This window comes from Comamonas fluminis (genome assembly GCF_019186805.1).
GTDB classification, from domain to species: Bacteria; Pseudomonadota; Gammaproteobacteria; order Burkholderiales; family Burkholderiaceae_C; genus Comamonas; species Comamonas fluminis.
This window is the reverse complement of record NZ_CP066783.1, coordinates 409,817-436,128: the sequence shown is the minus strand read 5'-3', so window position 1 is coordinate 436,128 and position 26,312 is coordinate 409,817. Positions and strand designations below refer to the sequence as shown.

At 61.5% G+C, this 26,312-nt stretch carries 26 protein-coding genes; 14 read left to right on the top strand and 12 right to left on the bottom strand.

Annotation, left to right across the window (positions count from 1 at the left end; translation table 11 throughout):
- Position 1: 1 nt before the first annotated feature.
- The 3 genes from JDW18_RS02325 to flgB are packed head-to-tail and all read right to left on the bottom strand — an operon-like array spanning position 2 to position 1,509.
- A complete protein-coding gene (locus tag JDW18_RS02325) occupies positions 2 to 658 on the bottom strand; it encodes a flagellar hook assembly protein FlgD (protein ID WP_218242160.1) in 657 nt (218 codons plus the stop codon).
- A 16-nt stretch (positions 659 to 674) separates the two neighbouring features.
- Entirely contained in the window at positions 675 to 1,079 is a 405-nt protein-coding gene (gene flgC, locus JDW18_RS02320) for a flagellar basal body rod protein FlgC (RefSeq protein ID WP_218242159.1), read from the bottom strand.
- A 16-nt stretch (positions 1,080 to 1,095) separates the two neighbouring features.
- Complete coding sequence (flgB, locus tag JDW18_RS02315) at positions 1,096 to 1,509, bottom strand: flagellar basal body rod protein FlgB (RefSeq protein ID WP_218242158.1); 414 nt, start codon at positions 1,507 to 1,509, stop codon at positions 1,096 to 1,098.
- Positions 1,510 to 1,714: 205 nt separating this feature from the next.
- On the opposite strand from flgB, the gene flgA reads away from it, so the two are divergent.
- From flgA to JDW18_RS02300, 3 genes are all read left to right on the top strand, one after another.
- Positions 1,715 to 2,470: a flagellar basal body P-ring formation chaperone FlgA gene (gene flgA / locus JDW18_RS02310; RefSeq protein WP_218242157.1), complete on the top strand. Its 756-nt coding sequence runs from the start codon at positions 1,715 to 1,717 to the stop codon at positions 2,468 to 2,470.
- A gap of 118 nt (positions 2,471 to 2,588) precedes the next feature.
- Positions 2,589 to 2,903 (top strand): flagellar biosynthesis anti-sigma factor FlgM, encoded by a 315-nt coding sequence (flgM, locus tag JDW18_RS02305; protein ID WP_218242156.1) that lies wholly within the window; start codon positions 2,589 to 2,591, stop codon positions 2,901 to 2,903.
- A gap of 23 nt (positions 2,904 to 2,926) precedes the next feature.
- On the top strand, positions 2,927 to 3,289 hold the full coding sequence (locus JDW18_RS02300; protein WP_218242155.1) for a hypothetical protein: 363 nt from the start codon (positions 2,927 to 2,929) through the stop codon (positions 3,287 to 3,289).
- Between the two features lie 71 nt (positions 3,290 to 3,360).
- On the opposite strand, the gene JDW18_RS02295 is transcribed toward JDW18_RS02300, so the two are convergent.
- Entirely contained in the window at positions 3,361 to 4,830 is a 1,470-nt protein-coding gene (locus JDW18_RS02295; protein ID WP_218242154.1) for a glycosyltransferase family 39 protein, read from the bottom strand.
- Positions 4,831 to 4,959: 129 nt separating this feature from the next.
- Between JDW18_RS02295 and JDW18_RS02290 the strand changes: the two genes are divergently transcribed.
- From JDW18_RS02290 to JDW18_RS02280, 3 genes are read left to right on the top strand one after another with little or no spacing between them, the layout of a single operon-like run.
- Positions 4,960 to 5,964 carry a glycosyltransferase family 2 protein gene (locus JDW18_RS02290; RefSeq protein ID WP_218242153.1) on the top strand — a complete coding sequence of 335 codons (1,005 nt, stop codon included), beginning with the start codon at positions 4,960 to 4,962 and terminating at the stop codon, positions 5,962 to 5,964.
- Positions 5,961 to 6,377: a GtrA family protein gene (locus JDW18_RS02285; RefSeq protein ID WP_218242152.1), complete on the top strand. Its 417-nt coding sequence runs from the start codon at positions 5,961 to 5,963 to the stop codon at positions 6,375 to 6,377. The genes JDW18_RS02290 and JDW18_RS02285 overlap by 4 nt, the downstream gene beginning before the upstream one ends.
- Positions 6,374 to 7,204 (top strand): ChbG/HpnK family deacetylase, encoded by an 831-nt coding sequence (locus tag JDW18_RS02280; protein WP_218242151.1) that lies wholly within the window; start codon positions 6,374 to 6,376, stop codon positions 7,202 to 7,204. Before JDW18_RS02285 ends, JDW18_RS02280 begins: the two co-directional genes overlap by 4 nt.
- A gap of 969 nt (positions 7,205 to 8,173) precedes the next feature.
- Here JDW18_RS02280 and JDW18_RS02275 read toward each other — a convergent pair.
- From JDW18_RS02275 to JDW18_RS02265, 3 genes are all read right to left on the bottom strand, one after another.
- Complete coding sequence (locus tag JDW18_RS02275) at positions 8,174 to 8,467, bottom strand: hypothetical protein (RefSeq protein ID WP_218242150.1); 294 nt, start codon at positions 8,465 to 8,467, stop codon at positions 8,174 to 8,176.
- Between the two features lie 27 nt (positions 8,468 to 8,494).
- Positions 8,495 to 9,094 (bottom strand): hypothetical protein, encoded by a 600-nt coding sequence (locus tag JDW18_RS02270; RefSeq protein ID WP_218242149.1) that lies wholly within the window; start codon positions 9,092 to 9,094, stop codon positions 8,495 to 8,497.
- Positions 9,095 to 9,353: 259 nt separating this feature from the next.
- Positions 9,354 to 10,817: an aminotransferase-like domain-containing protein gene (locus tag JDW18_RS02265; RefSeq protein WP_218242148.1), complete on the bottom strand. Its 1,464-nt coding sequence runs from the start codon at positions 10,815 to 10,817 to the stop codon at positions 9,354 to 9,356.
- 221 nt (positions 10,818 to 11,038) lie between these two features.
- Between JDW18_RS02265 and JDW18_RS02260 the strand changes: the two genes are divergently transcribed.
- The 3 genes from JDW18_RS02260 (at position 11,039) to JDW18_RS02250 (ending at position 13,563) form a co-directional block, all read left to right on the top strand.
- Positions 11,039 to 11,176 carry a hypothetical protein gene (locus JDW18_RS02260; protein WP_218242147.1) on the top strand — a complete coding sequence of 46 codons (138 nt, stop codon included), beginning with the start codon at positions 11,039 to 11,041 and terminating at the stop codon, positions 11,174 to 11,176.
- A 32-nt stretch (positions 11,177 to 11,208) separates the two neighbouring features.
- Entirely contained in the window at positions 11,209 to 12,387 is a 1,179-nt protein-coding gene (locus JDW18_RS02255) for an aminotransferase-like domain-containing protein (protein ID WP_218242146.1), read from the top strand.
- A 249-nt stretch (positions 12,388 to 12,636) separates the two neighbouring features.
- Positions 12,637 to 13,563 (top strand): PhzF family phenazine biosynthesis protein, encoded by a 927-nt coding sequence (locus tag JDW18_RS02250; protein ID WP_218243747.1) that lies wholly within the window; start codon positions 12,637 to 12,639, stop codon positions 13,561 to 13,563.
- 79 nt (positions 13,564 to 13,642) lie between these two features.
- Here the strand turns inward: JDW18_RS02250 and JDW18_RS02245 are convergent, their stop codons facing one another.
- From JDW18_RS02245 to JDW18_RS02230, 4 genes are all read right to left on the bottom strand, one after another.
- Positions 13,643 to 14,743 (bottom strand): branched-chain amino acid aminotransferase, encoded by a 1,101-nt coding sequence (locus JDW18_RS02245; protein ID WP_246610224.1) that lies wholly within the window; start codon positions 14,741 to 14,743, stop codon positions 13,643 to 13,645.
- Positions 14,744 to 14,960: 217 nt separating this feature from the next.
- Entirely contained in the window at positions 14,961 to 15,623 is a 663-nt protein-coding gene (locus JDW18_RS02240) for an ABC transporter ATP-binding protein (protein WP_218242144.1), read from the bottom strand.
- A gap of 70 nt (positions 15,624 to 15,693) precedes the next feature.
- Positions 15,694 to 17,346, bottom strand: a complete 1,653-nt coding sequence (locus JDW18_RS02235; RefSeq protein WP_218242143.1) for an ABC transporter permease — start codon at positions 17,344 to 17,346, stop codon at positions 15,694 to 15,696.
- A gap of 243 nt (positions 17,347 to 17,589) precedes the next feature.
- On the bottom strand, positions 17,590 to 18,618 hold the full coding sequence (locus JDW18_RS02230) for an extracellular solute-binding protein (protein WP_218242142.1): 1,029 nt from the start codon (positions 18,616 to 18,618) through the stop codon (positions 17,590 to 17,592).
- Between the two features lie 279 nt (positions 18,619 to 18,897).
- On the opposite strand from JDW18_RS02230, the gene JDW18_RS02225 reads away from it, so the two are divergent.
- The 3 genes from JDW18_RS02225 to JDW18_RS02215 all read left to right on the top strand — a co-directional run bounded on the left by JDW18_RS02225 (position 18,898) and on the right by JDW18_RS02215 (position 21,204).
- Positions 18,898 to 19,572 carry a histidine phosphatase family protein gene (locus JDW18_RS02225; RefSeq protein WP_218242141.1) on the top strand — a complete coding sequence of 225 codons (675 nt, stop codon included), beginning with the start codon at positions 18,898 to 18,900 and terminating at the stop codon, positions 19,570 to 19,572.
- Positions 19,573 to 19,629: 57 nt separating this feature from the next.
- The gene (locus JDW18_RS02220) at positions 19,630 to 20,085 is read left to right on the top strand and encodes a hypothetical protein (protein WP_218242140.1); all 456 of its coding nucleotides are present in this window, start codon (positions 19,630 to 19,632) and stop codon (positions 20,083 to 20,085) included.
- A gap of 132 nt (positions 20,086 to 20,217) precedes the next feature.
- Positions 20,218 to 21,204, top strand: coding sequence for a Bug family tripartite tricarboxylate transporter substrate binding protein (locus JDW18_RS02215; protein WP_218242139.1), 987 nt, complete (start codon positions 20,218 to 20,220; stop codon positions 21,202 to 21,204).
- Between the two features lie 122 nt (positions 21,205 to 21,326).
- Here JDW18_RS02215 and JDW18_RS02210 read toward each other — a convergent pair whose 3' ends face one another.
- Positions 21,327 to 22,190 (bottom strand): creatininase family protein, encoded by an 864-nt coding sequence (locus JDW18_RS02210; protein WP_218242138.1) that lies wholly within the window; start codon positions 22,188 to 22,190, stop codon positions 21,327 to 21,329.
- An 80-nt stretch (positions 22,191 to 22,270) separates the two neighbouring features.
- Here JDW18_RS02210 and JDW18_RS02205 point away from each other — a divergent pair, with 80 nt between their 5' ends.
- Both JDW18_RS02205 and JDW18_RS02200 read left to right on the top strand, forming a co-directional pair.
- The gene (locus JDW18_RS02205; protein WP_218242137.1) at positions 22,271 to 23,845 is read left to right on the top strand and encodes an MATE family efflux transporter; all 1,575 of its coding nucleotides are present in this window, start codon (positions 22,271 to 22,273) and stop codon (positions 23,843 to 23,845) included.
- 97 nt (positions 23,846 to 23,942) lie between these two features.
- On the top strand, positions 23,943 to 26,204 hold the full coding sequence (locus JDW18_RS02200; protein ID WP_218242136.1) for a protein-disulfide reductase DsbD family protein: 2,262 nt from the start codon (positions 23,943 to 23,945) through the stop codon (positions 26,202 to 26,204).
- Positions 26,205 to 26,312: the final 108 nt, after the last annotated feature.

Below are 26,312 nucleotides of genomic sequence, written 5' to 3'. Positions count from 1 at the left end.
ATCAGTAAACGGCCTTGACGCCGGAATAAGCCACGCTGTCGCCGTTGTCCAGCTCCAGCGACAAAGAGCCGTTCGATGCGCTGGTGGCAATCACGGCATGGGGCGCCAGAGTGGTGGAAGCCACTGCCGTGGTTCCGTTGGCGGCAGTCACGCTGTAGCGCAGCTGCGAGGTATCGCCGCTGTACTTGTCCTTGCCGTCCCAGGTGAAGTAATTGCGCCCTGCGGTGCCTGCGCCCAGATCAATGGTGTCCACCAGCTCGCCCGTGGCAGTGGTGATCTGCACCTTGACGCTGGCGGCCTGCGCATCCAGATCAAACGCTGCCGTATGGGCTCCATCGGCCGCCACGCCCAGCGTGTTGCCCTCGGTCAGCACGGTGCGGCCAATCATCGACGTGCCCTGCAGCACCTGCATGGCGGTGAACTGGCCAGACATGGACTGCATGGTCTGGTTGAGCTGCTGAATGCCCGTCACAGTGTTGATTTGCGCCATCTGCGAGGTCATCTGTGCGTTGTCCATGGGGTTCATGGGGTCCTGATTGCTCAGCTGCGCCACCAGCAGCTTCAGAAACCGGTCCTGCGCCTCATTGGGGTCGGTGACCGAGCTCTTGCTGCTTGTCGTGGTCGTCGTGCTGTCCACGCTGCTTGTGCCGTAAATCATGTGCGTGCTCCCGGGCTTACTGGCCCATCTGCAAAGTCTTGAGCAGCAGCGTCTTGGCTGTATTCATGACTTCCACGTTGTTCTGATACGAGCGCGAGGCCGAGATCATGTTGACCATCTCGTCCACAGCGCTCACGTTGGAATGGGTGACATAGCCTTCGCCGTCCGCCAGCGGGTGGCTGGGGTCATGAATGCGACGGCCGGGCGTGCTGTCTTCGCTGATAGCGTTGACCTTGACACCTGCGCTGCCATCGTTGCCCATGGGCACGGTCTGAAACACCACCTGGCGCGCCTTGTAAACACTGCCGTCCGGGCCAGCCACGGCATCGACGTTGGCCAGATTGGAGGCCACGACGTTCAGCCGCTGAGACTGGGCGCTGACCGCGCTGCCCGAAATATTGAAGATGGAAAACATCGACATGGGTTAACTCCTGGGCTTACTGGCCTTGAATGGCACTGAGCATGGTCTTGGCCTGACCGTTGATAAAGCGCAGCGTGGCCTCGTAGCGCACCGAGTTGTCCACAAAGTTGGCGCGTTCACGGTCCAGATCCACGGTGTTGTTATCCAGACTGGGCTGCGAGTTGACCGAGTAGCCCAGCTTGGCCTTGAGGGCCTCATCAGAGGTCTGCGCCTGCAAGGGAATATGGCCTGCTGCCGTGGTGCTGGCCTGGGTCAACGCCTGCGGGCTATTGGTCGCAGCCATCAAGGCTTCCCGGAAATTGAAGTCGCGTGCCACATAGCCGGGGGTGTCGGCGTTGGCAATATTGCTGGCAATGGCGCGCTGGCGCTCGGCGCGCAGCAGCAGCGCCTCGCTCTGGAAGTCCAGTCTTTCGGTCATTTTGTTCAGCATTGCGGCCTCGCTTTCAGAAATTCGTTTCTGCCGCGTCATGCAGACTGCGGCATGCGAGGATTATGAAAATCGCCCCGGCAAACTAAAGCGCGAAGAAAGCGGCAATCGGCAGTCACTTCAGCCCATTGCGCAACGGCACCCTCATCTATATTTGCAGCCATCGTCTGCAGCTGCTTTGCCTGCAGAACGCAAAAAGGATTGATGCATGTCTGGCCGCTTTTCCCCATTCAAACCATGCCGCCCTCTGCGGGGCATGGCTGCGGCATGGGGACTGGGTGCTCTGCTATCGGGTGCGGCACAAGCACAGGACGGCGCAGCCCAGCTGAGTCAGATTGGCCAGCGCTTTGTGGATGCAGCCCTGCACCAGCCTTCTGCCGACAGCGCACAGGGCAGCACCGACATGCCTTTGCGCATGGAGGTGCAGATGGGGCAGCTCGATTCACGCCTTCGCCTTGCCGCCTGTGCCCGCGTAGAGCCTTATCTTCCCGCTGGCAGCCGCCTGTGGGGCCGCACCCGCCTGGGTCTGCGCTGTGTTGAGGGGGCCGTTCCCTGGAATGTTTTCCTGCCCATCACTGTGCGTGCCTACGGCCCGGCCTGGGTGGCACAAGGCAATCTTCCCGCAGGCAAGACCTTGAGTGCGGAAGATGCTGTCTCTGCCGAGGTGGACTGGGCCGAAGACAGCGCCCCCGTGTTTGCCAATGCACAGGATTTCATTGGCCAGGTCACCATCCGACCGCTGACCTCGGGTCAGGCCCTGCGCCAGAACATGGTGCGCCCACCAGCCCTGTTCACAGCGGGTGCTCCCGTGCAGGTCATGGTCAATGGCGGCGGCTTCAGTGTTTCTGCCTCCGGCAAGGCCATGGCCGCCGCAGGCGCAGGACAGCAAGTACGGGTTCGCATGGATAATGGCCGCCTTGTCACTGGCACCGTCAATGCCAATGGCGTGGTTTTTGTTCAGTAAAAAAGAGTTACCACTCACATTCCTGAACCCATGCAAGAAAATCCTCAAGTTTTTCGCGCTCTTGTCGAAAGCAAGGCTACAGCGCCCTACGCCGATACAGGGCGATTGGAGAACCAGCATGAAGATAGGTAACAAGCCGGATCTGCCGCAGGCCACTGCAGCAGCCAAGCAGGCTCCCAAATCCGCAACCACGGTTGCCACCGAAGAATCGATCAAGGGTTTACCCGATCGCGCCGCCGGTGTGCCCGTGTCTTTCTCGTCCTCGGCCCGCGCCCTGGACAACCAGAACCGTGCCAACACCGACTTTGACGCCGACCGCGTCAAGGCCATGCGCGAAGCCATTGCCAATGGCACCTTCCGCGTCAACGCCGAAGCTGTGGCCGACAAGCTGCTGGCCAATACCGAAGAATTTCTGGTGCACGCCCGCACCTGAGCCTTCCATTCGAGACTGAACCGATGACTTTGCAAGAAATGCTCGATTCGCTGGATGCGGTGATTCAGACCGTCTCGGCATCGCTGCAATCATCGGATGCCGCTACTCTGGAGCAATCCAGCACCCGCCTGCGCGATGCCATGGTGGCGGTGTCGCAACTCGTCAAACGCTTTGCCCCCGAAGACTGGACACCCGCATTGCTGGACCGTGCCCAGCATCTGAATGCGCAAATCACACTCATGCGTGACCAGCTAGCCCGCATGTCTGTGCTCAACCAGCGCCGCACACAGGCCCTGGTTCCTGCGGCCCATGACAGCACTTATGAAAGCAGCCTGCGCGGCGCATCCCAGACAGGACGTGCGCGCATCTATCACGCGGCCAGCTGAGACAGATTCTGAAGAATCCATAAAAAAGGCGGGCATCCAGTGCCCGCCTTTTTTGTGAACCACTGCCTCTTTCAGTGTTCGCCTTCCGCGATCTTCACAGGTCGCCAGGCCCACATGCCATAGGCTCGAATCCAGCCATCCGCCAGAGGATCTGGCAGTACCGCCACCTCAATGATGCGTGAGCGAGGCAGCTCCTGCGCATGTATCCAGGGGCTGTATTGCAGATTGCGCTCCGCATAAACGCGCGGGCGCTCGGGCAACTCCATGGAAATACGGCCCGCCAGCGCCTGCGGCCCGATGATGATGTCAACAGGGCCACCCAGTGCCTTATGCGCAGCAGGTGCAATCCCCTCCACGATTTTGTCCACGGGAATATGGTTCTGGTGACTGCTCTTGTAGCCAGAAAGCCCCATGGGGGAAGCCAGCCAGAACTGCAGCAGCACCAGCGCCTGAAGCACACCAAAACTCACCCATGCGGTGCGCACCATCGCGGCAGAGCCCCAGATGGCAGGATTGCGCACCAGCTCCATGGCGGCAGGCACGCACAGGAACATGAACGCCGTGCCCCATTGCAAGTGAAGAAAAGACCCGGTGAACAGGCACAGCACCAGCATGGACAGCAGCGGAATCAGCCCCCACAGCAGCCAGAACTCGCGCAGCATCTGGTCCTCAGTGGTGCGTGGCTGCTCACTTTTTGGCGATGTACCACTCTTGCGACGCCCCCACCAGAGGGCCACACCCAGCACAATCCAGGCGGGCATGCAGCGGTTGAAGATCCAGTCCACCGCAAACTTCCAGGACATTTTGATGCGCGCAGCGGTATCCAGATGCAGGCCCAGGGAGGTACGCTCCGCATAGCGCATGGGCATCCAGTCATGTGTCGTCAGCCAGTACAGGTGAGGAGACAGCACCAGCAGTCCAACCACAGCGGCCAGCGCAGTACCTTTGACATGCACCGGATTCTTCCAGGCACCAATGCGCAGCCACCACAGGCCGATGACAGCCAGCGCCAGCACATATTGATATTTGCTGAGCATGGCCAGACCCGACACAGCCCCCAGCAAGGCCCAGGCCCACAGCGATGGCTTGATGGTCACCTGCCATGTCAGAACCACGGCCAGGGCAATCCACAGCATCATCACAACGTTGTGGTTGTAGTAGTAAAGACGCCCGCAATAAAACGTGATGCACAGCGCAGCCAGCAGAGCGACTGTGGCATAGGCTTTTCCCCGCATCTGGCACAGCAGCTTCCAGAAAATGGCCAGTGAGCCCAGCGTGAGCAAACCGCCCAGTGCGTAAGTCAGCCCGATGCTCGGGCCGAAAATGGCAGCGGCAACCGCCATGATCCAGGTCGGCATGGGCGGGTGCTTGAAATAGCCCAGCTCCAGCGAGTGAATCCAGATCAACTGCTCCACATTGTCCCCGGGGGCAGCCAAAGCCGTTACCCAATAGCTGCCCAGCCACACCAGAGCATAGACAAGCAGCAAAACAGCCACGGAGCGGCCAGTCAGGACAAAAGATTCGCGTTGCACAGCGGTCATCGGACAGTCAAAAAAAAGAAAGAGCAAGGGGCCTGCGCCCAGGGCCGTGAGTATAGCGACGGGGCTTGTCTGGCCCTCAAAGCACCACACGACTGAAAGCGCTGGCCGACTTGCGCGAAAATCCCCGTCATGACCGATTTCCACGCCGAATATGCACCCGCAGCCCCGCCAGCCCAGTTGCCGCGCCCGCCATTGCGGCTGAGCTGTGTGGTCCCTGCATATAACGAGCAAGCGAATATCGAAGGCTTTCTGCGTGCGCTGGCGCAGACCGTTCAGCAACTGACGCCGGACTATGAAATCGTGGTGGTCAACGATGGAAGCCGGGACAACACGCATGAGATGGTCATGCGCCTGTCAAGCGAGTTGCCACTGCGCTACCTGGCGCTGTCACGCAACTTTGGCAAGGAAGCCGCCCTGTCTGCCGGCATAGACCACGCTCGCGGCAATGCCGTGCTGCTGATTGATGCCGACTTCCAGCACCCACTGGAAATGCTCAGCGAAATGCATGCGCTGTGGCAGGCCGGTTACGAAATGGTCTATGGCGTGATTACCGATCGCGGTGCAGAAAGCGGTGCCAAGCGCATGGGCACCAATCTTTTCTACCACGTGATGAACTCCGGCAACGCCGTCAAGCTACCGCCCAATGCCGGGGACTTCCGCTGGATGGACCGCAAAGTGGCCGACGCCCTCAAGGCCCTGCCCGAGCACAACCGCTTCATGAAAGGCCTGTACGCCTGGGTTGGCTTCAAGACGGTAGCCCTGCCCTTTGTGCCCAAAGACCGCGTCGCGGGCAATTCCAGCTTCAACCTGCGCCGTCTGGGCTCGCTGGCCCTGCTAGGCCTGACCTCGTTCACCACCTTGCCCCTGCGTATCTGGAGCATGGTGGGCGGCGCGATTTCGCTGATGGCACTGGCCTACGGCTTCTGGATTGCCATCGAAACCATGTTCTTTGGCAACCCCTTGCGCGGCTGGCCCACGCTGGCAGCCAGCATCATGCTGTTCTCGGGGGTGCAACTGCTGTCCATCGGCATTCTGGGCGAATACATCGGGCGTATCTACGAAGAAGTCAAACGCCGCCCCACTTATCTGATCGCTCACGACGAAGACCGCAGCCCACTGCGCGACAAGCTGTGATCGCCCAGCTTCTGCAATGGCTGCGCAAGCTGCCGCAACTGTTTCAGTTTGTGCTGGTAGGCGGCTCTGCTGCGGCCACGCATCTGGCGGTTGTTGGCCTGCTGGTTTCACTGCTGCACATGCCACCTCTTTCGGCCAATGTGCTGGCATTTCTGGTGGCCTTCATTGTCAGCTACAACGGCCACGCGCTGCTCACTTTTTCAGAGTCAAAAGCGCAAGACTGGTCTGTGGTTGCACGCTATTTCGCAGTAGCCTGCCTGTCCTTTGTGGCCAATGAGGTGCTCTACTACATCGCTCTGAACTGGCTGCACTGGCACTATTTCTGGAGCCTGGCCGCCGTGCTGGTACTGGTCGCCATTGGCACTTTCGTCATGAGCAAGTTCTGGGCGTTCAAGGCACGCCACACCGCATGAACCACACAAACACCTCACGCACCATCTTGCTGTGCGCTGATGATTACGCCCTGCACCCACTGGTGGATGATGCCGTGCGCCAGCTCACCCTTGCTGCGCGCCTGTCTGCCACCAGTTGCATGACAAGCTCGCCCCGCTGGCCACAGGCTGCGGCAGCACTGAAAGAACTGCGCCCCCGGCTCTCCGTCGGCCTGCACTTCAATCTGACGGAAGACCATGGCGGCACGCACGCAGCGCAGGCGCTTGGCACGGTGATTCGCAATGCCTACACCCGGCAAATGCCTGCAGCGCAAATGCGCAAAGCCTGGCGTGAGCAACTGGACGCCTTCGAGCAAGCCATGGGCACGGCGCCAGACTTTATCGACGGCCACCAGCATGTGCACCAGCTGCCCGGCCTTCGCGACGCCATGCAGGCCGAACTGCAAGCCCGCTACGCCGCGCACGAAATGCCCTGGGTGCGCTCTACCGCACCAGCCGCAGGCCTGTGGCGCAGCCCCAAAGCCGCCATCATTGCCCTGCTTGGCGGCTGGACCGCCACGCGCCAGATGCGCCATCGCGGCATTCCCATGAACCACGGCTTTGGCGGTGTCTATGGTTTCGACGCCCCCGATGCCGCCAGCTATGGCGCGCAGATGGCGGGCTGGCTGCCCCACATGGCCGAAGGCGGGTTGCTGATGTGCCACCCGGCCAGCGGCGTGGTGGAGGGTGACGCCATTGGCAGTCAGCGCCCCGTAGAGTTCGAATATCTGATGTCTGATGCCTTTGGTGAGCTGCTGCAGCAAAGCGGCTGCCATATTCACCAGGGGCCTATCAAGCCGCTGCTGTAGCGGCTGATTCCGACCACTGAGCCCTAGCCGTGGCCTCATTGAATATCAGAACTCTTTTTTTGATAGCGGATAGTCAATGAAACGCCTTGACTTGAGGCCGATTTGACTCAAATCTCAGCCATTCATGGAAATCGTGAGCACTGCCAGTGTCATGCTTGCTTGAATGACAGGGGGCTAGACGCCCCCAGCGGGTCTCGGCCCGCCTTGCCGACCTACTTTCTGTAGCCAGAAAGTAGGCAAAGAGCGAGGCCCCTACTGCCCCCGACCCCTTCGCTACGCTACGGGGCAACCTGCGCCGTCAAGTTCTTGGGGCTGTACGGCAAAACTCACTTCACGTCTTCGACGCTCCGTTCAAACACATTGCCGTAGAAGTGATGACGATGCAATTGCACTCTGCGGTGCAACTGCCAGCCCCAAGAACTTGCCGTTGCAGGCGTGGGCACAAGGGGCGAATACCGGATACTAACAGCCAGATAGCCTCCCTATCGAATTGATAGCTGTACCTCAGCACAGAACTTAGACGATGAGCCAATTTCGTCACAAATCTCGCAGGCCGTCCGCTCCCACCGTGTGGCTGCGCCTGCGGCACGCAATTCAGGCTGTGGGCAGGTGTGCCGCAGGACACACCTGCATCGTCTTCTGACTTGCCGCCGTTTGTCTGAGTGAAGCGGCATAAGCAGCATTCAGCGTAAGCGCTTCGCCTTCGTGAGTAGCCGCTGTATGAAATCAGCTTCTTCTAAGCTTTCGCTGTCAGAAAGATAGATTGCGTGGAGAGGCAGTCCGAATCTGTCTGTGAACTTGGACTCAAGCACATGGCGATCTCGAGCTGCCGTTAACGCCTTCCCCTCCGGATAAATCACCAATAAATCCACGTCAGCCGCATCCCCAGGGGTACTCAAGAAAGAGCCGTATAAGTAAAGCTGTAGAGCCAGATCTGAGTGACAGTGAAGCAGCAGCCAATCGATGGCTTCATCCACCAGCGTTGAGTTCATCGAGTCGATGGCCAAAAGCCCCGAACTTGTGAACCTCCATGCCGAGGCGATTTGCTTCCCGAGACGCTCCTTGCCCAAGGGTGTCCCAGCTGTTGTAAACAACGAAATTGGCACTTGGTGCATCAGCAGCCTCTTCAATCTCTGCCGCACCGATGATGTAGTCGCGAGACATGTAAACAATATAAGACTTCTGACTTGGGAGCCTTACGGTTGCCTTCTTGTCACTGTGCATATCGAAGGAGTCGATACGCCCCTCGTTCTTGTAACGCATGAGAGAGTGAATTAGTGACATTAATTCTCACTTGAAAGATTGACGATAGTGCTTCGCAAGACCCGAGCGAAGCCCAGACCGGCTGGCTTTTACTAATTCAAAGATATCTTTGGGAAACGGGAATAAGCGGTACGCCTCATAGGGATTTTGCTTGAAGACTTGGTACGCGTGCGCGTGGGTCAAAAACTCAAGGTAGATCGCTTCGTCCTCGGACTCTGCCAGGTAATGCAGATTTGCATGAATAATCTCGCATATCCTGATGTTGTTTGGAACAATTACCTCATTGGAAAGCTTTTGCCAAACCTCTGCTGTCTCTTCGTCATTGAACTTTTTCTCTCGTCGTGCGGAAGAAGTTGGGCCAATTCTTTCGAAGATCGATTTATTAGCCGCGAGAAGCGTATAAACAGGATCGTAAAAGCTGGTTAGTTGCTTTAGCCTGTATTCACGAGCCTCCTTGCTCAGGTTCGTTGAGTCCGTTAGGCGAGCGACTAACCTTGCATTGGCACGCGAAGCTGCAATTGAAATGGCCATGCTCACTAAAGAGACGAATGCAGCAAGGCAAGCCGCAATTAAAGTCGCCCACCCTTTGTCAAGAGAGGTAATGATTGAAGTAAAAAAAGTCTGCACCAATGACATCGAAGGTAGGAGTTGGTCGCGCTAATCTATAGGTTATATATCCTAGTGCTTTCAGCCCGAAGAACTCGATCAAAAGATTCGAAACTGCTTCAAGCAAAAAGTCAGCACTCTAGTGACACTACAGCGTTGACTTGAACCCATCTTGAATGGCTGCTTTGGGAGACTGCCTGGAAAGGCGGCGTGGGGTCGTTCAAAGACAATCGCCCCTCAAAACCGCCCTCTTAACCATCCACACCCCACAAAAAATCACCTACCCCTGCTCCCGCATCCGCGCCACAACCCTCTCAAACACCCGCCAAAACGCCGCATCCTGCGTGGTTGCAAAGTTAATGCGCATGCAGGTGCTTGATCCCCGGCTGGCGTGAAACATGGCGCCGGGCGCAATCATGTAGCCCTCGTCCAGCAGCCGCTGGGTCAGCACCTCGGTATCCACGCCGGTATCCACCCAGCCAAACATGCCTGCAGGCTCAGACACAAAATGGCAGCCCGCAGCCTGCGCCAGCGCCACGCTGCGGGTTCTGGCTTTGTCCAGGTGCTGGCGCAGTCGCTCGGCATGGCGGCGCAACTGGCCTTGCTCCATGCACAGGGCCAGCGCCTGCTCCATGGGCGTGGGAGTGGATAAGGTGGACAGCAGTTTGACGTCCAGCAGCCGCTCCACCAGCTCGGGCGGCGCGGCGATATAGCCCAGGCGCCAGTTGGGCACCAGCACCTTGGCAAAGCCGCTGATGTAGATGCTGCGCTGCAAACGGTCCAGCACCGTGACACGCGGCGCGTGGTCGGGGGCGATGTGGCAGTAAGAGTCATCTTCTGCCACATAAAAGCCGTGGCGCTGCGCCATCTGCAGGATCTCATGGGCGCTGGCGGCACTCAGGCTGTAGCCGGTGGGGTTGTGCAGCACGCTGACGCTGACATACAGCTTGGGCGCCATGGTTTCGCAATAGCGCTGCATCACGGCCATGTCCGGCCCTTCCGGCCCACGGGGCACAGGCAGCACGCGCATGCCCATGGCGGCCAGGCGTGCGTACTCCACCGCCCAGCCGGGCTCCTCCACCATCACCGGGTCGCCCGGCTGCAGCAGGGCGCGACTGACGATGTCCAGCGCCTGCGTGGCCCCCATGGTGGTAATGATCTGGCTGGGCGATGCGGCAATGCCAATGCGCTGCATGCGCCGCGCCAGCGCCTCGCGCAGGCCGCTGTCGCCCATGGGCTCGCCATAGCGCACCAGGGTTTCGCGCAGCGCCGGGCCGCTGGTGACCTTGCGCATGGCTGCGGCCAGAAAGCTCGCATCCAGCCACTCCGCCGGCAGCACGCCCGCGCCGGGCTGGGGCTTGCCCGCCACGCTCTCCAGAAACATGCCGCGTATCAGCATGGAGGCGTTGATGCGCGTGCCCGGTGCCAGCCCCAGCGGACTATCGCCAACTCTCTTTTTGATAGCTACATGTGAGCTACTTTCGCTGACTTGAAGCGGATTTTGCACAAAATCCCGCACAAAAAAGCCGCGCTGCGGTCTGGCCTCTACCAAGCCCTGTGCCTGCAGCAAGTCATAGGCAGCCACCACGGTATAGGAGCTGACGTTGTGCTGGCGTGCGCATTCACGCACCGAGGGCAAGCGTGCCCCGGCGGGCAGCAAATGCATGCGAATGCGCTCGGCCAGACGCTCGGCCAGTTGCTGAGTCAGTGTCAAGGACGCCTGGCGGGAAAGAGATGTCGACATAGGAAGCCAAATCGCAGAACTGAAGTGCCGGACTGAAGTGCCGGACCCAAACGCTGAACTGTATTGAAGCCGCAACCAATACAGAGGCCATTATTGTGAGCCTGTCTGTATAGGTACTGTAATGGTCTCAGGCGTATATTGAAGTCATCACTCCCATTGGCCGCCTTGTACACAGGGCTAAGGCCATGGTCTGGCGCCTGACCGGCAGCAGACCAAACCCCATGCCATTGCCCGCCCACACCAGCGAGCGGGCCACGACAGAACAAGACCGCATGCTGGTGCATGGTGACGACGCTTTTGCGTTGCGCCCTTCAAGCTGCGGCCACGGCATCAACACCCATATTGGCCAGCGCCCCTGAGGGGCTGGCAACCTAGAGATTGAGACCTGTTTATGACAAGCTGGACGCTGGCAGAACGCGCTGCCAAGATGAACTCCTCCGCCATCCGAGAAATCCTCAAGCTGACTGACCGCCCCGGCATCATCAGCATGGCCGGTGGTCTGCCCTCCCCCAAAGCCTTTCCGCTGGATGTGTTCACCGCCGCCTGCCAGTCCGTCATGCAGCGTGATGGCGCGGCTGCCCTGCAATACTCCACCACCGAAGGTTTTGCCCCGCTGCGTCAGGCGATTGCCGATTTTCTGCCCTGGAGCGTCGATCCCGAACAAATCCTCATCACCACCGGCAGCCAGCAGGCGCTGGACCTGATCGGCAAAGTGTTTCTGGATAAAGACAGCCGCCTGCTGGTGGAAAAACCCACCTATCTGGGTGCGTTGCAAGCCTTCGCCCCCATGGAGCCTGTGCCCGTTGGTGTGGACAGCGATGACGAAGGCATGTTGATTGCCGACTTCGAAAAGCAAGCAGGCAGCGGCGCTGACAAAGCCCGCCTGGCCTATGTGCTGCCCAACTTCCAGAACCCCACGGGCCGCACCATGAGCGAAGCCCGCCGTCAGGCGCTGGTGGAAAAGGCCAAAGCGCTGGACATTCCGCTGATTGAAGACAACCCCTACGGCGACCTCTGGTACGAAGAGCAGCCCCCGCTGCCGCTGGCTGCACGCAACCCCGAGGGCGTGATCTACATGGGTTCGTTCTCCAAGGTGCTGGCCCCCGGCCTGCGCATTGGTTTTATCGTGGCGCCCAAGTCGGTCTACGGCAAGCTCACGCAAGCCAAGCAGGCCGCCGATCTGCACACCCCCAGCTTCAACCAGCGCGTGGTGGCCGAAGTCATCAAAGACGGTTTCCTGGACCGCCACGTACCCACCATCCGCGCCATGTACAAGGCCCAGCGCGACGTGATGCTGATGGCGCTGGAACGCGAAATGGCCGGTCTGGATGTGCAGTGGACCCGCCCCGTGGGCGGCATGTTCCTGTGGGTCAAGCTGCCTGCAGGCATGGACGCTCAGACCCTGCTGGCCAAGGCCGTGGAGCGCAATATGGCTTTTGTGCCTGGTGCACCCTTCTATGCAGGCGATGCGCAGGTCAACACGCTGCGCCTGTCGTATGTGACGGTGTCTGCTGAGCAGATCAATCTTGGCATCAAGGCACTCGCAGACGCGATCAAAGCCTGCTTGTGATCTGAAGGCTCCCCCTGCGGCGCTCACGCGCCTAGGCGGCCCCGCCTTACCCCTCTCTCTTCGGGAGGGGGACGACAGCCTAAGCATAGGGGCGGCCCTTGCTCGCTGTCCCTGATAGGTGATGGCCCGGCGGCATGCTCCATCAACCGGCGCTGCGCGGAACCACCGTGCAGCGCCGGTTTTTCTTTTTGCCGACAATCGCTGCCCATGTCTGCCCACGCCGCCACCTGCCCCCTCACCCGTCCCACCATGACTGTGGACGTATTCACGCAAACCGCGCTGCTCGGCAACCCCGTGGCCGTGGTACTGAATGCCGATGGACTGAGCGATGCGCAAATGCAGGCTTTTGCGTGCTGGACCAATCTGTCGGAAACCACTTTTGTGATGCAGCCCAGCGCCCAAGGTCTGGCCGCAGGTGCCGACTATCTGCTGCGCATCTTCACGCCTGCGGGCGAGCTGGCTTTTGCTGGTCACCCCACGCTGGGCAGTTGCCATGCCTGGCTGGCCCAGGGCGGCCAGCCGCACAACCCCGATCAAGTGCTGCAGGAGTGCAAAAAAGGGCTTGTACCCATTACGGCGAATGCGCAAGGCGCTCTTTTTTTCGAAGCACCCTCGCTGGACTTGCAAGAAGTATCTGAAGAAGAACTGCCCCCCATGCTGCAGGCGCTGGGCCTAGCGCGAGAGCAGTTGCTGATGGCCCGCCGCCTCTATAACGGCTCGCCCTGGCTGGGCCTGCTGCTGGACGAACCCGATACCGTGCTGGGCGTGGAGCCCGACTTTGCAGCACTCAAGAAGCTGGATGCCAAGGCTGGTCTGGCTGCCATCTATGAAGCGGAAGACGATGCACCGCTGATTGGCCGCTCCAGCCGAGAAGCCCGCGCCTTTGCCAAGCAGGCAGAAGAAGCGGCGCAGAAAAAGGTATCGTCAACACAGCCACGGCTTGAAGTCCGTGCCCTGATTGGTGAGACTGCCAGCGAAGACCCGGTGACTGGCAGCCTCAACGCCGCGCTGGCCCAGTGGCTGACGGGCGAAGGCCTGCTGCAAACGCCTTATATCGCCGCCCAGGGCGTGTGCGTGGGCCGCGACGGGCAGGTGCATGTGCAAACCGGCAGCAATGGCAAGCTCTGGGTGGGCGGCCATACCGTCACCGTGGTCAGCGGCTCGGTGTTGCTCTGAGCCCCCCACATCAGCGCTCGCCCAAGAAAAAAGCCAGACACCCGAAAGGATGTCTGGCTTTTTTAAACCTTGAAGCTGATTAAGCGTCCAGACGCACCAGCCAGCCGTGGCGGTCAGCAGCACGGCCGTACTGGATGTCGGTCAGTTCCTTGCGCAGCGCCAGGGTGACTTCGCCAGCAGGCGCGTTGATGTCGCCCACGGAGAAATCCTTGCCCTTGAGCTGGCCGATGGGGGTGATAACGGCAGCCGTGCCGCAGGCAAACACCTCGGTGATGTCGCCGCTGGCCACGCCTTGCTTCCACTCATCGGCAGAAACCTTGCGCTCTTCCACGATCATGCCGCGATCGCGCGCCAGTTGCAGGATGGAGTCGCGGGTGATGCCTTCCAGAATGCTGCCCGACAGCGCGGGGGTGACCAGCTTGTTTTCCTTGCCATAGACCAGGAACACGTTCATGCCGCCCAGCTCTTCCAGGTACTTACCCTCGGCAGGGTCGAGGAACAGCACTTGCGAGCAGCCGTTTTCGTAGGCTTGCTCCTGGGGCAGCAACGATGCAGCGTAGTTGCCGCCGCACTTGGCAGCGCCTGTGCCGCCCTTGGCAGCGCGGGCAAAGTCGGTGGACAGCCAGATGGCCACGGGCGCCACGCCCTTGGCAAAGTAGGGGCCTGCAGGGCTGGCAATCACGTAGTAGCTGGCCTTGTGCGCGCTGCGCACGCCCAGGAACACTTCGTCGCCAATGATGAAGGGGCGCAGGTACAGGCTGGCTTCTTCGCCGCCGGGCACCCAGTCCTTGTCCACGGCAATGATCTGCTTGAGCGACTCGACAAACAGATCCACGGGCAGCTCAGGCAGAGCCAGACGCTTGGCCGAGCGCTGCATGCGCTGGGCATTGGCCGTGGGGCGGAAGGTCCAGATGGAGCCATCGGCGTGGCGGTAGGCCTTGATGCCTTCAAAAATTTCCTGGCCGTAGTGCAGCACGGCAGCGGCGGGGTCCAGCGAGATGGGGCCATAGGGCATCACTTCGGCGTCATGCCAGCCGGCGTCCTTTTCCCAGCGCACGGCCACCATGTGGTCGGTAAAGTGCAGGCCAAAACCTGGCTTTTCGAGAATCTTGGCGCGCGCTTCGGCGCTGCGTGGGTGGTTCGAGGCAGTCAGCTTGAACTGGGTGGCAGAGGTGGACACGGGACGATTCCTTCCAGAAGGCATGAGGGCAATGCACCGGCACCTGCAGGGCGCCATGGCAGTTTGTAAGGGCGCCGCACAGCGAAGCCGCGCAGCAAGGCCGACAGCGTAGCATGGCATTTTTTGGTTCTTTACAGAATCGCGTGGATACCGCCGCAAGTGTGGCGAACTTGCCCCCAGTAAAGCGCTGTGGGCGCCTGCTCGGAAAAAGTGCTTGCTAACTTTTTGCAGCAGGCGTCATGTGGCAGATCTGGTCGGCCATGGTTTCGGCCTCTTGCGCGTTGTGCGTGACCAGAATCGCCGTCTGGCCTGCCGCACGCAGAATGTCGCGCACCTCGGCCGTCAGGCGCTCACGCGTGGCGGCGTCCAGATTGGAAAACGGCTCGTCCAGCAACAGCAAGGCCGGAGACGGCGCCAAGGCCCGGGCCAGCGCCACGCGCTGCTGCTGGCCACCGGACAGCTCATGCGGGAATTTGCTGCCTGAATCGGCCAGGCCCACCACAGCCAGCAGTTCCTGCACACGCTGATCGCGCTCGGGCTTGCTGCTGCGGCGCAGGCCAAAGCCCACGTTCTGGGCTGCAGTCAGGTGGGGAAACAGGCCGTACTCCTGAAACATCATGCCCACATGGCGCTGCTCGGGCGGCAGATGGACTTTGGAGCCGGACAGCAGCCGCTCGCCCAGATGAATGCTGCCCGCGCGCACAGGCTCAAAGCCCGCAACGGCACGCAGCACCGAAGTTTTGCCACAGCCCGAGGGGCCCAGCAGGCTGGCGATATGGCCAGCAGGCACCTGCAGATCAAAGCCGCGCAACACGGTTTGCAGGCCCTTGGGGGTGTCATAGCCCAGTTGCAGTTGTTCAATTCGCAAGGATGCGGTCATGCCAGTTCACCCAAATTCATAGCAACAAGCCAGTGAATTACGCTGGCTACAGCGATATTTTTCTTGAAATTCATGATTTCGCCGCCGATAACTGGGTTCGCGCCAGCAGCATGACGGGAATCAGGCCCGCCACCACAATGCACAGCGCGGCAATCGCGCCTTCTTCATAGGTGCCGCGTGCGGCTTCGGCATAGAGCCAGGTGGCCAGGGTGTCGAAATCAGCCGGACGCAGCAGCAAGGTGGCGGGCAGCTCCTTCATGGCATCGACAAACACCAGCATGGCGCTGGTGGCCATGGCCGGGCGCAGCAGCGGCAGGTGCACGCGGCGCAGCGTGCCCAGACGGCTTTCGCCCAGCAGGCGCGAGGCCTGCTCCAGCGTGGGCGGTATGCGGGCCAGCCCCGCCTCGATGCCACCCACAGGCATGACCAGAAAGCGAATCACGCAAGCCACGACCAGCACCACGCCCAGGCCCATCAGCGGCAGGCCTTCGGCGCCAAACAACTGGGCCAGGCCCGCATCCAGCGCCAGCGCGGGTGTCAAAAGACCAATGGCCAGCACCGTTCCGGGAACGGCATAACCCAGCGCCGCAATCTGCGCCTGCCAGCGCGAAGGCGCACGCGTGCTGACGCTGGTGCGCGTGGCCCAGGCGATGACCAAACCGGCCACCACCGCAATCACCGTCACGCCCAGTGCCAGCCCCAGCGTGTTGAGCAGGCTGGAGAGCAAGCCCGCTGAGATGCCCGTGCCTTGGGCAAAACGCTTGGCGCTCTCCCAGGCCAGATAGGCGGCTGGGGCGGCAAAGCCAATGAGCACAGGAACACTGCAGAACAACGTAGCCAGCCAGGCTGTGCGGGCGGGCAGGCGGTGCGCCTCAATCGCCCGCATGCGCTGGGCCGAGCCAAAGCGCTGGCGGCTGCGGCCTCTGCGCTCCAGCCAGACCAGGGCCACCACAGCCAGCAGCATGGAGCAGGCAATCTGCGCCGCACCCGCCAGATCAGAACGCGTGACCCAGGTCGTGTAAATCGACACGGTGAGCGTATGCACGCCCAGAAATTCGGAGGCGCCAATGTCGTTGAGCGTCTCCAGCAGGGCCAGACTCAGCCCCACCACCAGCGCGGGCCGCGCCATGGGCAGGGCCACGCGCCAGAACGCGCCCCAGCGGGTTTCGCCCAGCGAGCGGGCCGCTTCCATCAAATGCGCAGGCTGGGTCATGAACATGGCCCGCGCCGTCATATACACATAGGGGTAGAGCGTGAACCCCAGCACAAAAATGGCGCCGCCCATCGATCGCAAATCAGGCAGCCGCCACTGGCGCGGGCTGTCGTAACCCAGCAGCCAACGCAGCGCACCCTGCACCGGGCCGATAGGGTGCAGCAAATCAAGGTAGGCAAAGGCCACGATATAGGCGGGCATGGCCAGCGGCAGCAGCAGCGCCCAGTGCAACCAGCGCCGCCCCGGAAAGTCATACGCCGTCACCAGCCAGGCGCAACCTGTGCCGACAATCAGCACCAACAGCCCCACGCCCAGCAGCAGCAAGCCTGTATTGGCGGCGGCATCGGGCAGCACATAGCGCAGCAAATCCTGCCAGTGCGAAAAATCAGCCCCCAGCGCCAGCCAGACCAGCGAAGCAATGGGCGCAAACACCCCCAGCGCAATCAACCAGCTTGCGCCCTGCCACACAGGACCGACGGGCCGCAGCCCTGAACGAAGAAAGGAAAACATCAACTGCGAAGAACTGTCGCGCCAGAAAACCAAAAAGCTGCGTCCCCAAAAAGGACGCAGCATTCAAACTCAAATTCCACCAGCAAGAAGCCACATTCAGGACGTAGCGCTCAAGCAGGCATGCCCCAAAAGAGTGGGACAGCGAGGAAGGGCCGCCCCGCACCGAGGCTGTCGTCCCCCTCCCGCAGCGCGAAGCGCGTAGAGAGAGGGGGAAGGCGCAAAGCGCCTCAGGGGGAGCTTCAGTTATTTGTCAAAGCCTACTTTGTCGACCAGCAAGCTAGCTTGCTTGCGATGCTTGGCAATCTCAGCCAGTGGCAGCGGGTCGATCTTGATATCGCCAATGCTCTGGGCCACCACGGGGTCCAGTGCCACGCCCTTGCGCACAGGGTGCTCGTAGTTGGCCTGGGCGTACATGTTCTGGGCCGATTCGGACACCAGAAACTCCAGCAGCTTCACGGCTTCGGCCTTGTGAGGCGCGTGCTTGGCCACCGATGCACCGCTGATATTGATGTGCGTGCCGCTCTTGGGGTCCGCAAACGTGGGCTTGATGACCTTGATGGCATCGCCCCACTTGCGGGCGTCCGTGCCTTCCTTGGCAGCCTTCATGTGGCCCACGTAGTAGGTGTTGCCCAGGCCCACATCGCAGATGCCGCCCAGAATGTCGCGCGCCACATCGCGGTCGCCGCCTGTGGCCTTGCGCGCCAGATTGGCCTTGACGCCCTTGAGCCACTGCTCGGTCTTGGCCTCACCGTCGTGGGCAATCATGGCGGCGATCAGTGCCGTGTTGTAGGGGTGCTGGCCCGCGCGGCTGCAGATCTTGCCCTTGAACTGGGGCTTAGCCAGGTCTTCATAGCGGAAAGCGCCCAGCTTCATGTCCTTTTCGGCGTACAGCACGCGGGCGCGCATGGACAGCGCAAACCACTGGTTGCCCGCATCGCGCAGCTGGGCGGGAATGGCCGCTTCCAGCACCGAGGACTTGACCGGCTGGGTCACGCCACCGTCCACCAGATCCAGCATATTGCCGATATCCACTGTCATCAGCACGTCGGCTGGAGAGCGTTCGCCCTCGGCCTTGACGCGCTCCAGCAGGCCATCCTTGACGAAAACCGTCTTCACGCCCACCTTGGTCTGGGCCGTGAAGGCCGCCAGCAGCGGCTGAATCAGCGCGGGTTCGCGCGTGGTGTAGAGCGTGATGTCCTCAGCATGAGCGGACAGCGCAGGAGCGCACAGGCTGGCAACGGCGGCCAGTGCAAACAGGGGACGTCGAAACATGGAAGGCTCCAGAAGATGAAGTCAGACACAAAAAAACACGCTCCGCCTCAGAACCAGCAGGCCTCTTGCCACCAGAGTGCAAGAAGTCCATGAACCAGTACCGAAAGCGGAGCGTGTTTTTATGTTTTTGCGAATAGCTCTCAATCATCTTAACCGTTCTTGATCCCGGCTCAGCACACATACCAGACGCGGCCTGTGGCAATTGCGGCTGTCACCCAAGCGCCATCTGGTCGCCCGTATGACAGCGCCGTGCAAACCCGCCGCAACACAATCGCGCCCATGGGAACCCTCTACCTTGTGCGCCACGGCCAGGCCTCGTTTGGCGCAGATGATTACGACCAGCTCAGCGAGCGCGGACAGGCGCAGGCCGTCCGGCTGGGAGAGTACTGGCGTGAACGAGGGCTGAAGTTCGACGCCGTCTATACCGGCACACTCAAGCGCCACCAGCAGACGCTGGCAGGCATTGTGCAAGGCCTGCAAAGCACCGCGCCCGGCGCGCAAAGCCGCCCCGGCCTCAATGAATATGACAGCGCAGCGCTGCTGCACGCCATTCACCCCGCGCCGCTGCCCAGGCCCGATACCCCCGAGCTGTACCGCCACCACTTTCGCCTGCTGTGCGATACGCTGGCGCAGTGGATGGGCGGCACCATCAGCCCCGAAGGCATGCCCGACTGGGAAGGCTTTTCAGGCGGCGTGCACCAGGTGCTGGAAGAAGTACGCCACCAGCACAGCGGCCAGAATGTGCTGCTGGTCAGCAGCGGCGGCCCTATCTCTACCGCCGTGGGGCAGGTGCTGGGCACCTCGCCCGAGGTGACGATTGCCCTCAATATGCGGCTGCGCAATATCGCCGTGAGCGAGTTCACCATCAACCCCAAGCGGCTGATGCTGCAGACCTTCAACACCCTCAACCACCTGGATACCGACGAGCACCGCAGCTGGGTTACCAGTGCTTGAGGCATAAAAATACTGCCAAGCCTTTGATGCAGATGCGTAATCTGCTACAAATCTTGCATGCACCAAGTAACGCTCCATCTCGGTGAAACCACGCTGACCCTGTGTGCAGGCACGGCGCAGCGCCTGCTGCCCATTGGCCTTGCCACGCTGGCGCAAGCCTTTGACCACCGCATGCCCAATGCGCTGGCGCTGGAAAACGCCATTGCCAATGTGGAAGACGCCGTCATGCCCGCCACCCACTGGCTGCCGCCCGACGTACAAACGCTGGCCAGTCAGGATGCGCTGGTGGCCCAGCTGATTCAGTGCGCCACCGGTCACCCCGATGCGCAAAGCGCCAGCCGCGAAGCCGTGGAAGCCCTGTTTTCGGCGCTGGCCCGGCAGGCGCTACAGCCGGGCTTTCATGATCTGCAACTGGTTCAGACACCCGAATTCGCTGCAGCCCTGCTGGTGCTGCGCGAATCCATGCACCACTGGGGCATGACCGAGCTGGTGGCGCTGCCCGCAGCAGACTGAGCGCCCCGAGCTGTTCGTGCAGCACTGCTATCGCGTTCTGGCATAGCAGACAGAGCGGCAGATTGCTGTGCCGCCCTCCGGTTTTGCGCCAAACTGTGCTGATTACATTTGCGCTACCGAGAGACACAGACCATGAAGCGTCGCCCATTCATCCAATCCCTGATCACTGTGGCAGCGGGGGCTGCCTTGATCGCAGGTTTTTCCACCTCGGCCATGGCCGAAGGCCTGTCCAACCGCCCCATCCGCATCGTTGTGCCCTTTGGCGCCGGTGGCGTGGCCGATGTGACGGCCCGCGTGGTGGCTCAACAGCTGTCCACCCAGCTGGGCCAGCCTGTGGTGATCGACAACAAGCCCAGTGCGGGCGGCATTGTGGCGGCAGACACCGTGGCCAAGGCTGCACCGGACGGCCACACGCTGTTCCTCATGTCCAACGGCAGCGCGGTGACGGTGAACCTGTTCAACCACCTGCCCTTTGACATGGTCAAGGACCTGACGCCGATTTCCACGCTGGGCTACTTTGACATTGGCGTCATCACCGATGCCAAGTCGCCCTTCAAGAACCTGGGCGAGCTGATTGGCTACGCCAAGGCCAACCCCGGCAAGCTGAACCTGGGCAGCATCAACGTGGGCAGCACCCAGAACCTGGCTGCCGAGCTGTTCAAGACCTCTGCAGGCATTGATGCCCAGATCGTGCCCTTCAACGGCACGCCCGCCGTGGTGACCGCGCTGCGCGGCAAGCAAGTCGATGCAGCCGTGGAAATTCTCACGCCCATCATGGGCCAGATCAATTCCAAGGCCGTGAACCTGCTGGCGGTGACGGGCGAAAAGCGCTCTCCCCTGCTTCCCAATGTGCCCACGGCGCAAGAATCTGGCGTCAAAGGCTTTGTGGCGTCTTCCTGGAATGCGCTGGCCGCACCTTCAAAAACTCCGGCAGCTGTGATTGCGCGCCTGAACCAGGAAATCAACGCCGCTGTGAACAACCCCGAGGTAGCCAAGAAACTGCGCGAGCTGAACGTGCAGGCCCAGGCCAGCACGCCCGAGCAGACGGCCAAGCTGCTGCAGTCGGAAATCAAGCGCTGGGGGGATGTGATCACTACAGCCCGCATTCCGAAGCAGTAGCCTCCCCCTGTGGCGCTTTGCGCCTTCCCCCTCTCTGCTTCGCGGAGGGGGACGATGCCTTCGCCGCGAGGCGGCTCTAGCTCGGCATCTCTAGTTTGGAGTGCGCCAGTTTTTGGCTCTGGTTACAGCGGCTGCGGCTGATTTCCTACCGTACTCAGCGGCAGATCATGAATCTCCCCCAGCAGCGCAACCAGCCCTTGCGCCGCAGACTGCACCATCTTTTCGCCGCGCTCTGCGGTGGCAGCGGCAGCATTGCCAGCGGCTCCGGCGGGGTTGTAATCCTCGATCGCCCAGCCCAGCTTGGCGCTGCGGCCATTGCCGATGAAATGATATTTGCCTGCGCGCACCTCTGAGGTTGAAGCGAAGTTCTGCGCCCGCTCCATATGCACGGTCTCGGGGTCCAGATGCAGCAGCATGGAGGTTTCCACTTCGCCGCCATGCACGCCAAAGCGGTGCTCATGCGCGCAAAACTGCTGGTTGGCCGCGTCATCCACCAGCCCGAACCAGCTGGCGCTATAGACCAGCAGGCCATGCTTGATGCGCAGCTCTCGCGCCACCACATCCATCATGCTGACCTGACCGCCGTGGCCGTTGAGCAGCAGCAGCTTTTTGATGCCCGCGCGCGCCACACAGGCACCCAGCTCTGTCCACAGTGCAATCAGCGTGGCTGGCGTCAGCGTCAGCGTTCCCGCATAGTTGCTGTGCTCCACCGAAAAGCCGATGTTCTGCGGCGGCAAAAACAGTACCGGCAGGTCTGCGGGCAGCTGCGGCAGCGCCTGCGCCACCACGCCTTCAATCAGCTTGGCATCCACCCCCATGGGCAGGTGCGGGCCATGCTGCTCCACCGCGCCCACGGGCAGCACGGCCACGGTTTCAGCAGCCAGCCCACTGGTCTGCGCCAGTGCAAAGTCATGGGCCGAGACCTGGGCCCAGAAGCGTGATGGCCAGCGCGCAGCAGAAGAGGTGGTATTGCTCATATCCGTCATCGTAGCGGCTGCAGCAGCCTCTTCGCGATGAAGTCACCGTCTGTCAACACAGAACGGCCAGCAGCCGCCACAATCGCTGCATGCCCGAAGCCCGCACCTCCCAGACTTCCAAGCCGCAAACCCGTGACCTGACCCAAGGGCCTATTGCCAGTACCTTGCTGGTCTTTGCCCTGCCCATCCTCGCAGGCAATGTGCTGCAGTCGCTCAACGGCTCCGTCAATGCCGTCTGGGTGGGCGGCCACCTGGGCGAAGCGGCGCTGACCGCCACCGCCAATGCCAACAACGTGATGTTTGCGCTGATTGGCGCCATGTTCGGCGTCAGCATGGCCACCAACATCCTGATCGCCCAGTCCATGGGCGCACGCAATATCGGCCAGGCCAAGCGCGTGCTGGGCAGCAGCGCCACCTTCTTCGGGCTGATTTCGCTGGTGCTGGCCTTGCTGGGCTGGCCGCTGTCGCACACGCTGATGCGCTGGATGGGCACGCCCGAGGCCTCGCTGCCGCTGGCCGAGGCCTACCTCAAGGTCATTTTCCTGGCCATTCCGCTGCTGTTCATGTTCACCTTTGTGACGGCGGCCTTGCGCGGCTCTGGGGATACGCGAACGCCGTTCTGGTTCTTACTGATCGTGGTGGTACTCGATATTGCGCTGAACCCGCTGCTGATCTTTGGCTGGGGCCCGGTGCCCGCCATGGGCATTCAGGGCTCGGCCATGGCCACGCTGATTGCCAATGCCATGAGCCTTGTTGCGCTGCTGCTGTGGCTGCACAAGCGCCGCCACCCGCTGTGGATTGGCCCGCGCCAGCTGGGCCTGTTCAAGCCGGACTGGACGATTGTGCGCACCCTGATCGTCAAAGGCCTGCCCATGGGCGTGCAGCTGATGATGATTTCCATGGCCATGATTGCCATGATCTCCATGGTCAACGCCTTTGGCGTGCTGACCTCATCGGCCTATAGCGCGGCGCTGCAGCTGTGGACCTATGTGCAGATGCCCGCCATGGCGATTGGCGCGGCTTGCTCGTCCATGGCGGCGCAGAACGTGGGCGCAGGCCTGTGGAAGCGTGTGGACGCCACGGCACGTGCGGGCATGCTCATCAATGTGGTGCTGACGGGCGGCCTGATTGTGCTCATCGTGCTGCTGGACCGCCATGTGCTGGGCTGGTTTCTGCCCACGGGCAGCGCCTCGCTGGAGGTGGCGCGCCACCTCAACCACATCGCCATCGGCTCGTTCCTGTTCTTTGGCGTGACTTTTGTGCTCTCTGGCGTTGTGCGCTCCACGGGTGCCGTGATCGCACCCATGCTGATTCTGGGCATTGCCATGTGGGGCATTCGCGTGCCTGCGGCCAAGTGGCTGCAGCCGGTGCTGGGCGTGAATGCCATCTGGTGGAGTTTTCCCATCAGCTCGGCCGTCTCGGTCATCATGATTCTGGCGTACTACCAGTGGGGCAACTGGCGCAAGGCACATATGCTGCCCACAAGCTCAGGCCCGGCAAGCGCCGCCACCCCGCCCGACGAAGATGCACAAAGCGCCACCCCGGTGGACAGTGATGCCCTGCTGGAGCAATCGCCCGCCTGCGACCGCGTGGCAATACCGGCAGAAGTAGCAGGCCTGCCGCCTGGCCCCGTGGCCAACCAGGCCAAGACTGTGGATTCGTAATCCGTGAAATCGCCGCCCTGCTCATGCTGCCTTCACCTTGCCCGCGCATAGTGCCGGGCAGGAACCAAATTGCGCATTCACGCTCTCAATACAGGTCATGTCGTCTCGCTCCACCCCCCTTCGCCTTCATCCACGCACGGTTGCGCTGTGGTTTTTTGCACTGTTTTTGATAGCTGCAAGCGCTTTATCTACCAGCGCCAGAGCACAAATTCACCTTAAAACCTCCAGCAATGCCCCGGCCTCTGTCGTTCAGACGCCTCGTGTGCGTGCAGAACTGGTGGCGCAGGCCCCTGATGGGGTGACCGCTGGGCAAACGCTGTGGCTGGGCCTGAAACTGACGCACGAGCCAGGCTGGCATACCTACTGGAAAAACGCGGGCGATTCTGGCCTGCCCACTGATTTGCAATGGCAGCTGCCAGCAGGGCTGAGCGCAGGTGCCATCGAATGGCCCACACCCCATGCACTGCGCGTGGGGCCGCTGGTGAACTATGGCTATGAAGGCGACATCCTGCTGCCTGTGCCCGTCAAGGTAGCTGCAGACTTTCAGGCGCCCGCCAGCGGCATGGCTGAAATACACCTGTCGGCCAACTGGCTGATCTGCCGCGTGGAATGCATTCCCGAAAGCGGCGAATTCACGCTGCAACTGCCCGTGCAAGGCACTACTGCCACCCATGGCAGCGACTTTCTCAAGGCCCATGCCCAGCAGCCCACGCAACTGAGCGCAACGGGCAAAGCCACGGTGCAAGCGGCAGAGGGAGACGAGCGCATCAATCTGCGCATTTCCGGCCTGCCGGCCGCTTTGCAAGGCCAGTCGCTGGAGTTCTACCCAGAGAACGCCGAAACCTTCAAGCACGCCGCAGAGTCTGGCAAAGACTGGCAGCAGCGCTGGGATGGCAATGACTGGGTGGCCGAGGGCCTGCCTCTGTCCGATATGCGCGGTGAAACGCCCAGGCAACTGGCTGTGGTCATCGCTTTGCCCACTGCGGCGCGTGAAGCCGCTCTGTCGCAAGGCCAGCCCATTGCCTGGCGCAGTGAACTCAGCGTGGAAGGTCAATGGAAGGCCGCCGCACTGGCGACCGTATCGCCCGCACTGGCCGCTGCGCTGGAGGCCAACAAAAATGCTGCGGCAGCACCTGCAGCCCCCCCTGCAAGCAGCGCATCCAGCCTCTGGGCCGCGCTGCTGGGCGGCTTGATCGGTGGTCTGATCCTCAACCTCATGCCCTGCGTCTTCCCGGTGCTGGCCATCAAGGTGCTGGGCTTTGCCGGTCACGGCCAGAACCAGCGCGCCCAGCGCATGGGTGGGCTGGCCTACGCCGCAGGCGTCATCCTCTCCTTCATAGCCCTGGGCGCACTGCTGCTAAGTCTGCGCGCCGCTGGCCAGCATCTGGGCTGGGGCTTTCAGCTGCAGTCGCCCATCGTGGTCTCGCTGCTGGCAGCGCTGTTCACCGTGCTGGGGCTGAATCTGGCCGGGCTGTTTGAGTTTGGCAGCATTCTGCCCAGCCGCCTTGCCAGTGCACAGGCACGCAATCCGGTGGTGGATTCCTTCCTGTCTGGTGTACTGGCTGTGGCCATTGCATCGCCCTGCACCGCGCCATTCATGGGCGCATCGCTGGGCTTTGCCATCGACATGCCCACAGCACAGGCTTTGACCGTGTTTGCCGCTCTAGGCGTGGGCATGGCCCTGCCCTATGTGCTGGCGGCTTTTGTGCCTGCCGTTGTGCGCTGGCTGCCCCGCCCCGGCGCGTGGATGCAGACCTTCCGCCATGCCATGGCCTTCCCCATGTTCGCCACCGTGGTCTGGCTGGTCTGGGTGCTGGGCCATCAAAGCGGCATGGATGCCGCAGCCGCCCTGCTGGCCCTGCTGCTGGCACTGGCCGCCCTGATCTGGTCGCTGAACCTGAGCGGCAAAAGCCGCGCCGTACTGACCACTTTGGCCGTGCTGCTGACCGCAGGTATTGGCTACTACGCCATGCCGCTGATTACCACCCAGGCAACTGGCGCAACGGCCACTGAATCCAGTGAACTGTGGCAGCCCTGGTCGGCAGAAAAAGTGCAGTCTCTGCAAGCTGCAGGCCAGCCCGTGTTTGTCGATTTCACCGCCGCATGGTGCGTGACTTGCCAGGTCAACAAGCGCACCACGCTGAGCAATGCTGCGGTGCTGGACGCTTTTGCACAGCGCAAGGTGCAGCTGATGCGCGCTGACTGGACGCGCCAGGACCCTGCCATCACTCAGGCGCTGCATGCGCTGGGCCGCAGCGGCGTGCCCGTCTATGTGCTGTACGCCCCCGGCAAGCCTCCTGTCGTGCTGTCTGAATTGCTGAGCCAGTCTGAGGTTCTGACAGCGCTCGCGCAAATGTAAGCCTGAGGCTGCCCCTATGGCACTGGCGCCGCAAACGGTCTAGACTGAATTCGTCTACCACCCAGGCGCTACCGCAGCAGCCCTGCGGGCCGCCTGAACCGTTCAGGA

Bases quoted from the DNA above. Each gene is read 5' to 3' on its own strand.
- JDW18_RS02205 (WP_218242137.1), top strand. From the start codon at position 22,271: ATGCCCGAAGCCCGCACCTCCCAGACTTCCAAGCCGCAAACCCGTGAC.
- JDW18_RS02225 (WP_218242141.1), top strand. From the start codon at position 18,898: ATGGGAACCCTCTACCTTGTGCGCCACGGCCAGGCCTCGTTTGGCGCA.
- JDW18_RS02295 (WP_218242154.1), bottom strand. From the start codon at position 4,830: ATGACCGCTGTGCAACGCGAATCTTTTGTCCTGACTGGCCGCTCCGTG.
- JDW18_RS02260 (WP_218242147.1), top strand. From the start codon at position 11,039: ATGCCATTGCCCGCCCACACCAGCGAGCGGGCCACGACAGAACAAGAC.
- JDW18_RS02280 (WP_218242151.1), top strand. From the start codon at position 6,374: ATGAACCACACAAACACCTCACGCACCATCTTGCTGTGCGCTGATGAT.
- JDW18_RS02325 (WP_218242160.1), bottom strand. From the start codon at position 658: ATGATTTACGGCACAAGCAGCGTGGACAGCACGACGACCACGACAAGC.
- flgM (WP_218242156.1), top strand. From the start codon at position 2,589: ATGAAGATAGGTAACAAGCCGGATCTGCCGCAGGCCACTGCAGCAGCC.
- JDW18_RS02210 (WP_218242138.1), bottom strand. From the start codon at position 22,190: ATGACGGATATGAGCAATACCACCTCTTCTGCTGCGCGCTGGCCATCA.
- flgC (WP_218242159.1), bottom strand. From the start codon at position 1,079: ATGTCGATGTTTTCCATCTTCAATATTTCGGGCAGCGCGGTCAGCGCC.
- JDW18_RS02220 (WP_218242140.1), top strand. From the start codon at position 19,630: ATGCACCAAGTAACGCTCCATCTCGGTGAAACCACGCTGACCCTGTGT.
- JDW18_RS02300 (WP_218242155.1), top strand. From the start codon at position 2,927: ATGACTTTGCAAGAAATGCTCGATTCGCTGGATGCGGTGATTCAGACC.
- JDW18_RS02230 (WP_218242142.1), bottom strand. From the start codon at position 18,618: ATGTTTCGACGTCCCCTGTTTGCACTGGCCGCCGTTGCCAGCCTGTGC.
- JDW18_RS02265 (WP_218242148.1), bottom strand. From the start codon at position 10,817: ATGTCGACATCTCTTTCCCGCCAGGCGTCCTTGACACTGACTCAGCAA.
- JDW18_RS02240 (WP_218242144.1), bottom strand. From the start codon at position 15,623: ATGACCGCATCCTTGCGAATTGAACAACTGCAACTGGGCTATGACACC.
- JDW18_RS02250 (WP_218243747.1), top strand. From the start codon at position 12,637: ATGACTGTGGACGTATTCACGCAAACCGCGCTGCTCGGCAACCCCGTG.
- JDW18_RS02290 (WP_218242153.1), top strand. From the start codon at position 4,960: ATGACCGATTTCCACGCCGAATATGCACCCGCAGCCCCGCCAGCCCAG.
- JDW18_RS02255 (WP_218242146.1), top strand. From the start codon at position 11,209: ATGACAAGCTGGACGCTGGCAGAACGCGCTGCCAAGATGAACTCCTCC.
- flgA (WP_218242157.1), top strand. From the start codon at position 1,715: ATGTCTGGCCGCTTTTCCCCATTCAAACCATGCCGCCCTCTGCGGGGC.
- flgB (WP_218242158.1), bottom strand. From the start codon at position 1,509: ATGCTGAACAAAATGACCGAAAGACTGGACTTCCAGAGCGAGGCGCTG.
- JDW18_RS02215 (WP_218242139.1), top strand. From the start codon at position 20,218: ATGAAGCGTCGCCCATTCATCCAATCCCTGATCACTGTGGCAGCGGGG.
- JDW18_RS02200 (WP_218242136.1), top strand. From the start codon at position 23,943: ATGTCGTCTCGCTCCACCCCCCTTCGCCTTCATCCACGCACGGTTGCG.
- JDW18_RS02275 (WP_218242150.1), bottom strand. From the start codon at position 8,467: ATGCGTTACAAGAACGAGGGGCGTATCGACTCCTTCGATATGCACAGT.
- JDW18_RS02235 (WP_218242143.1), bottom strand. From the start codon at position 17,346: ATGTTTTCCTTTCTTCGTTCAGGGCTGCGGCCCGTCGGTCCTGTGTGG.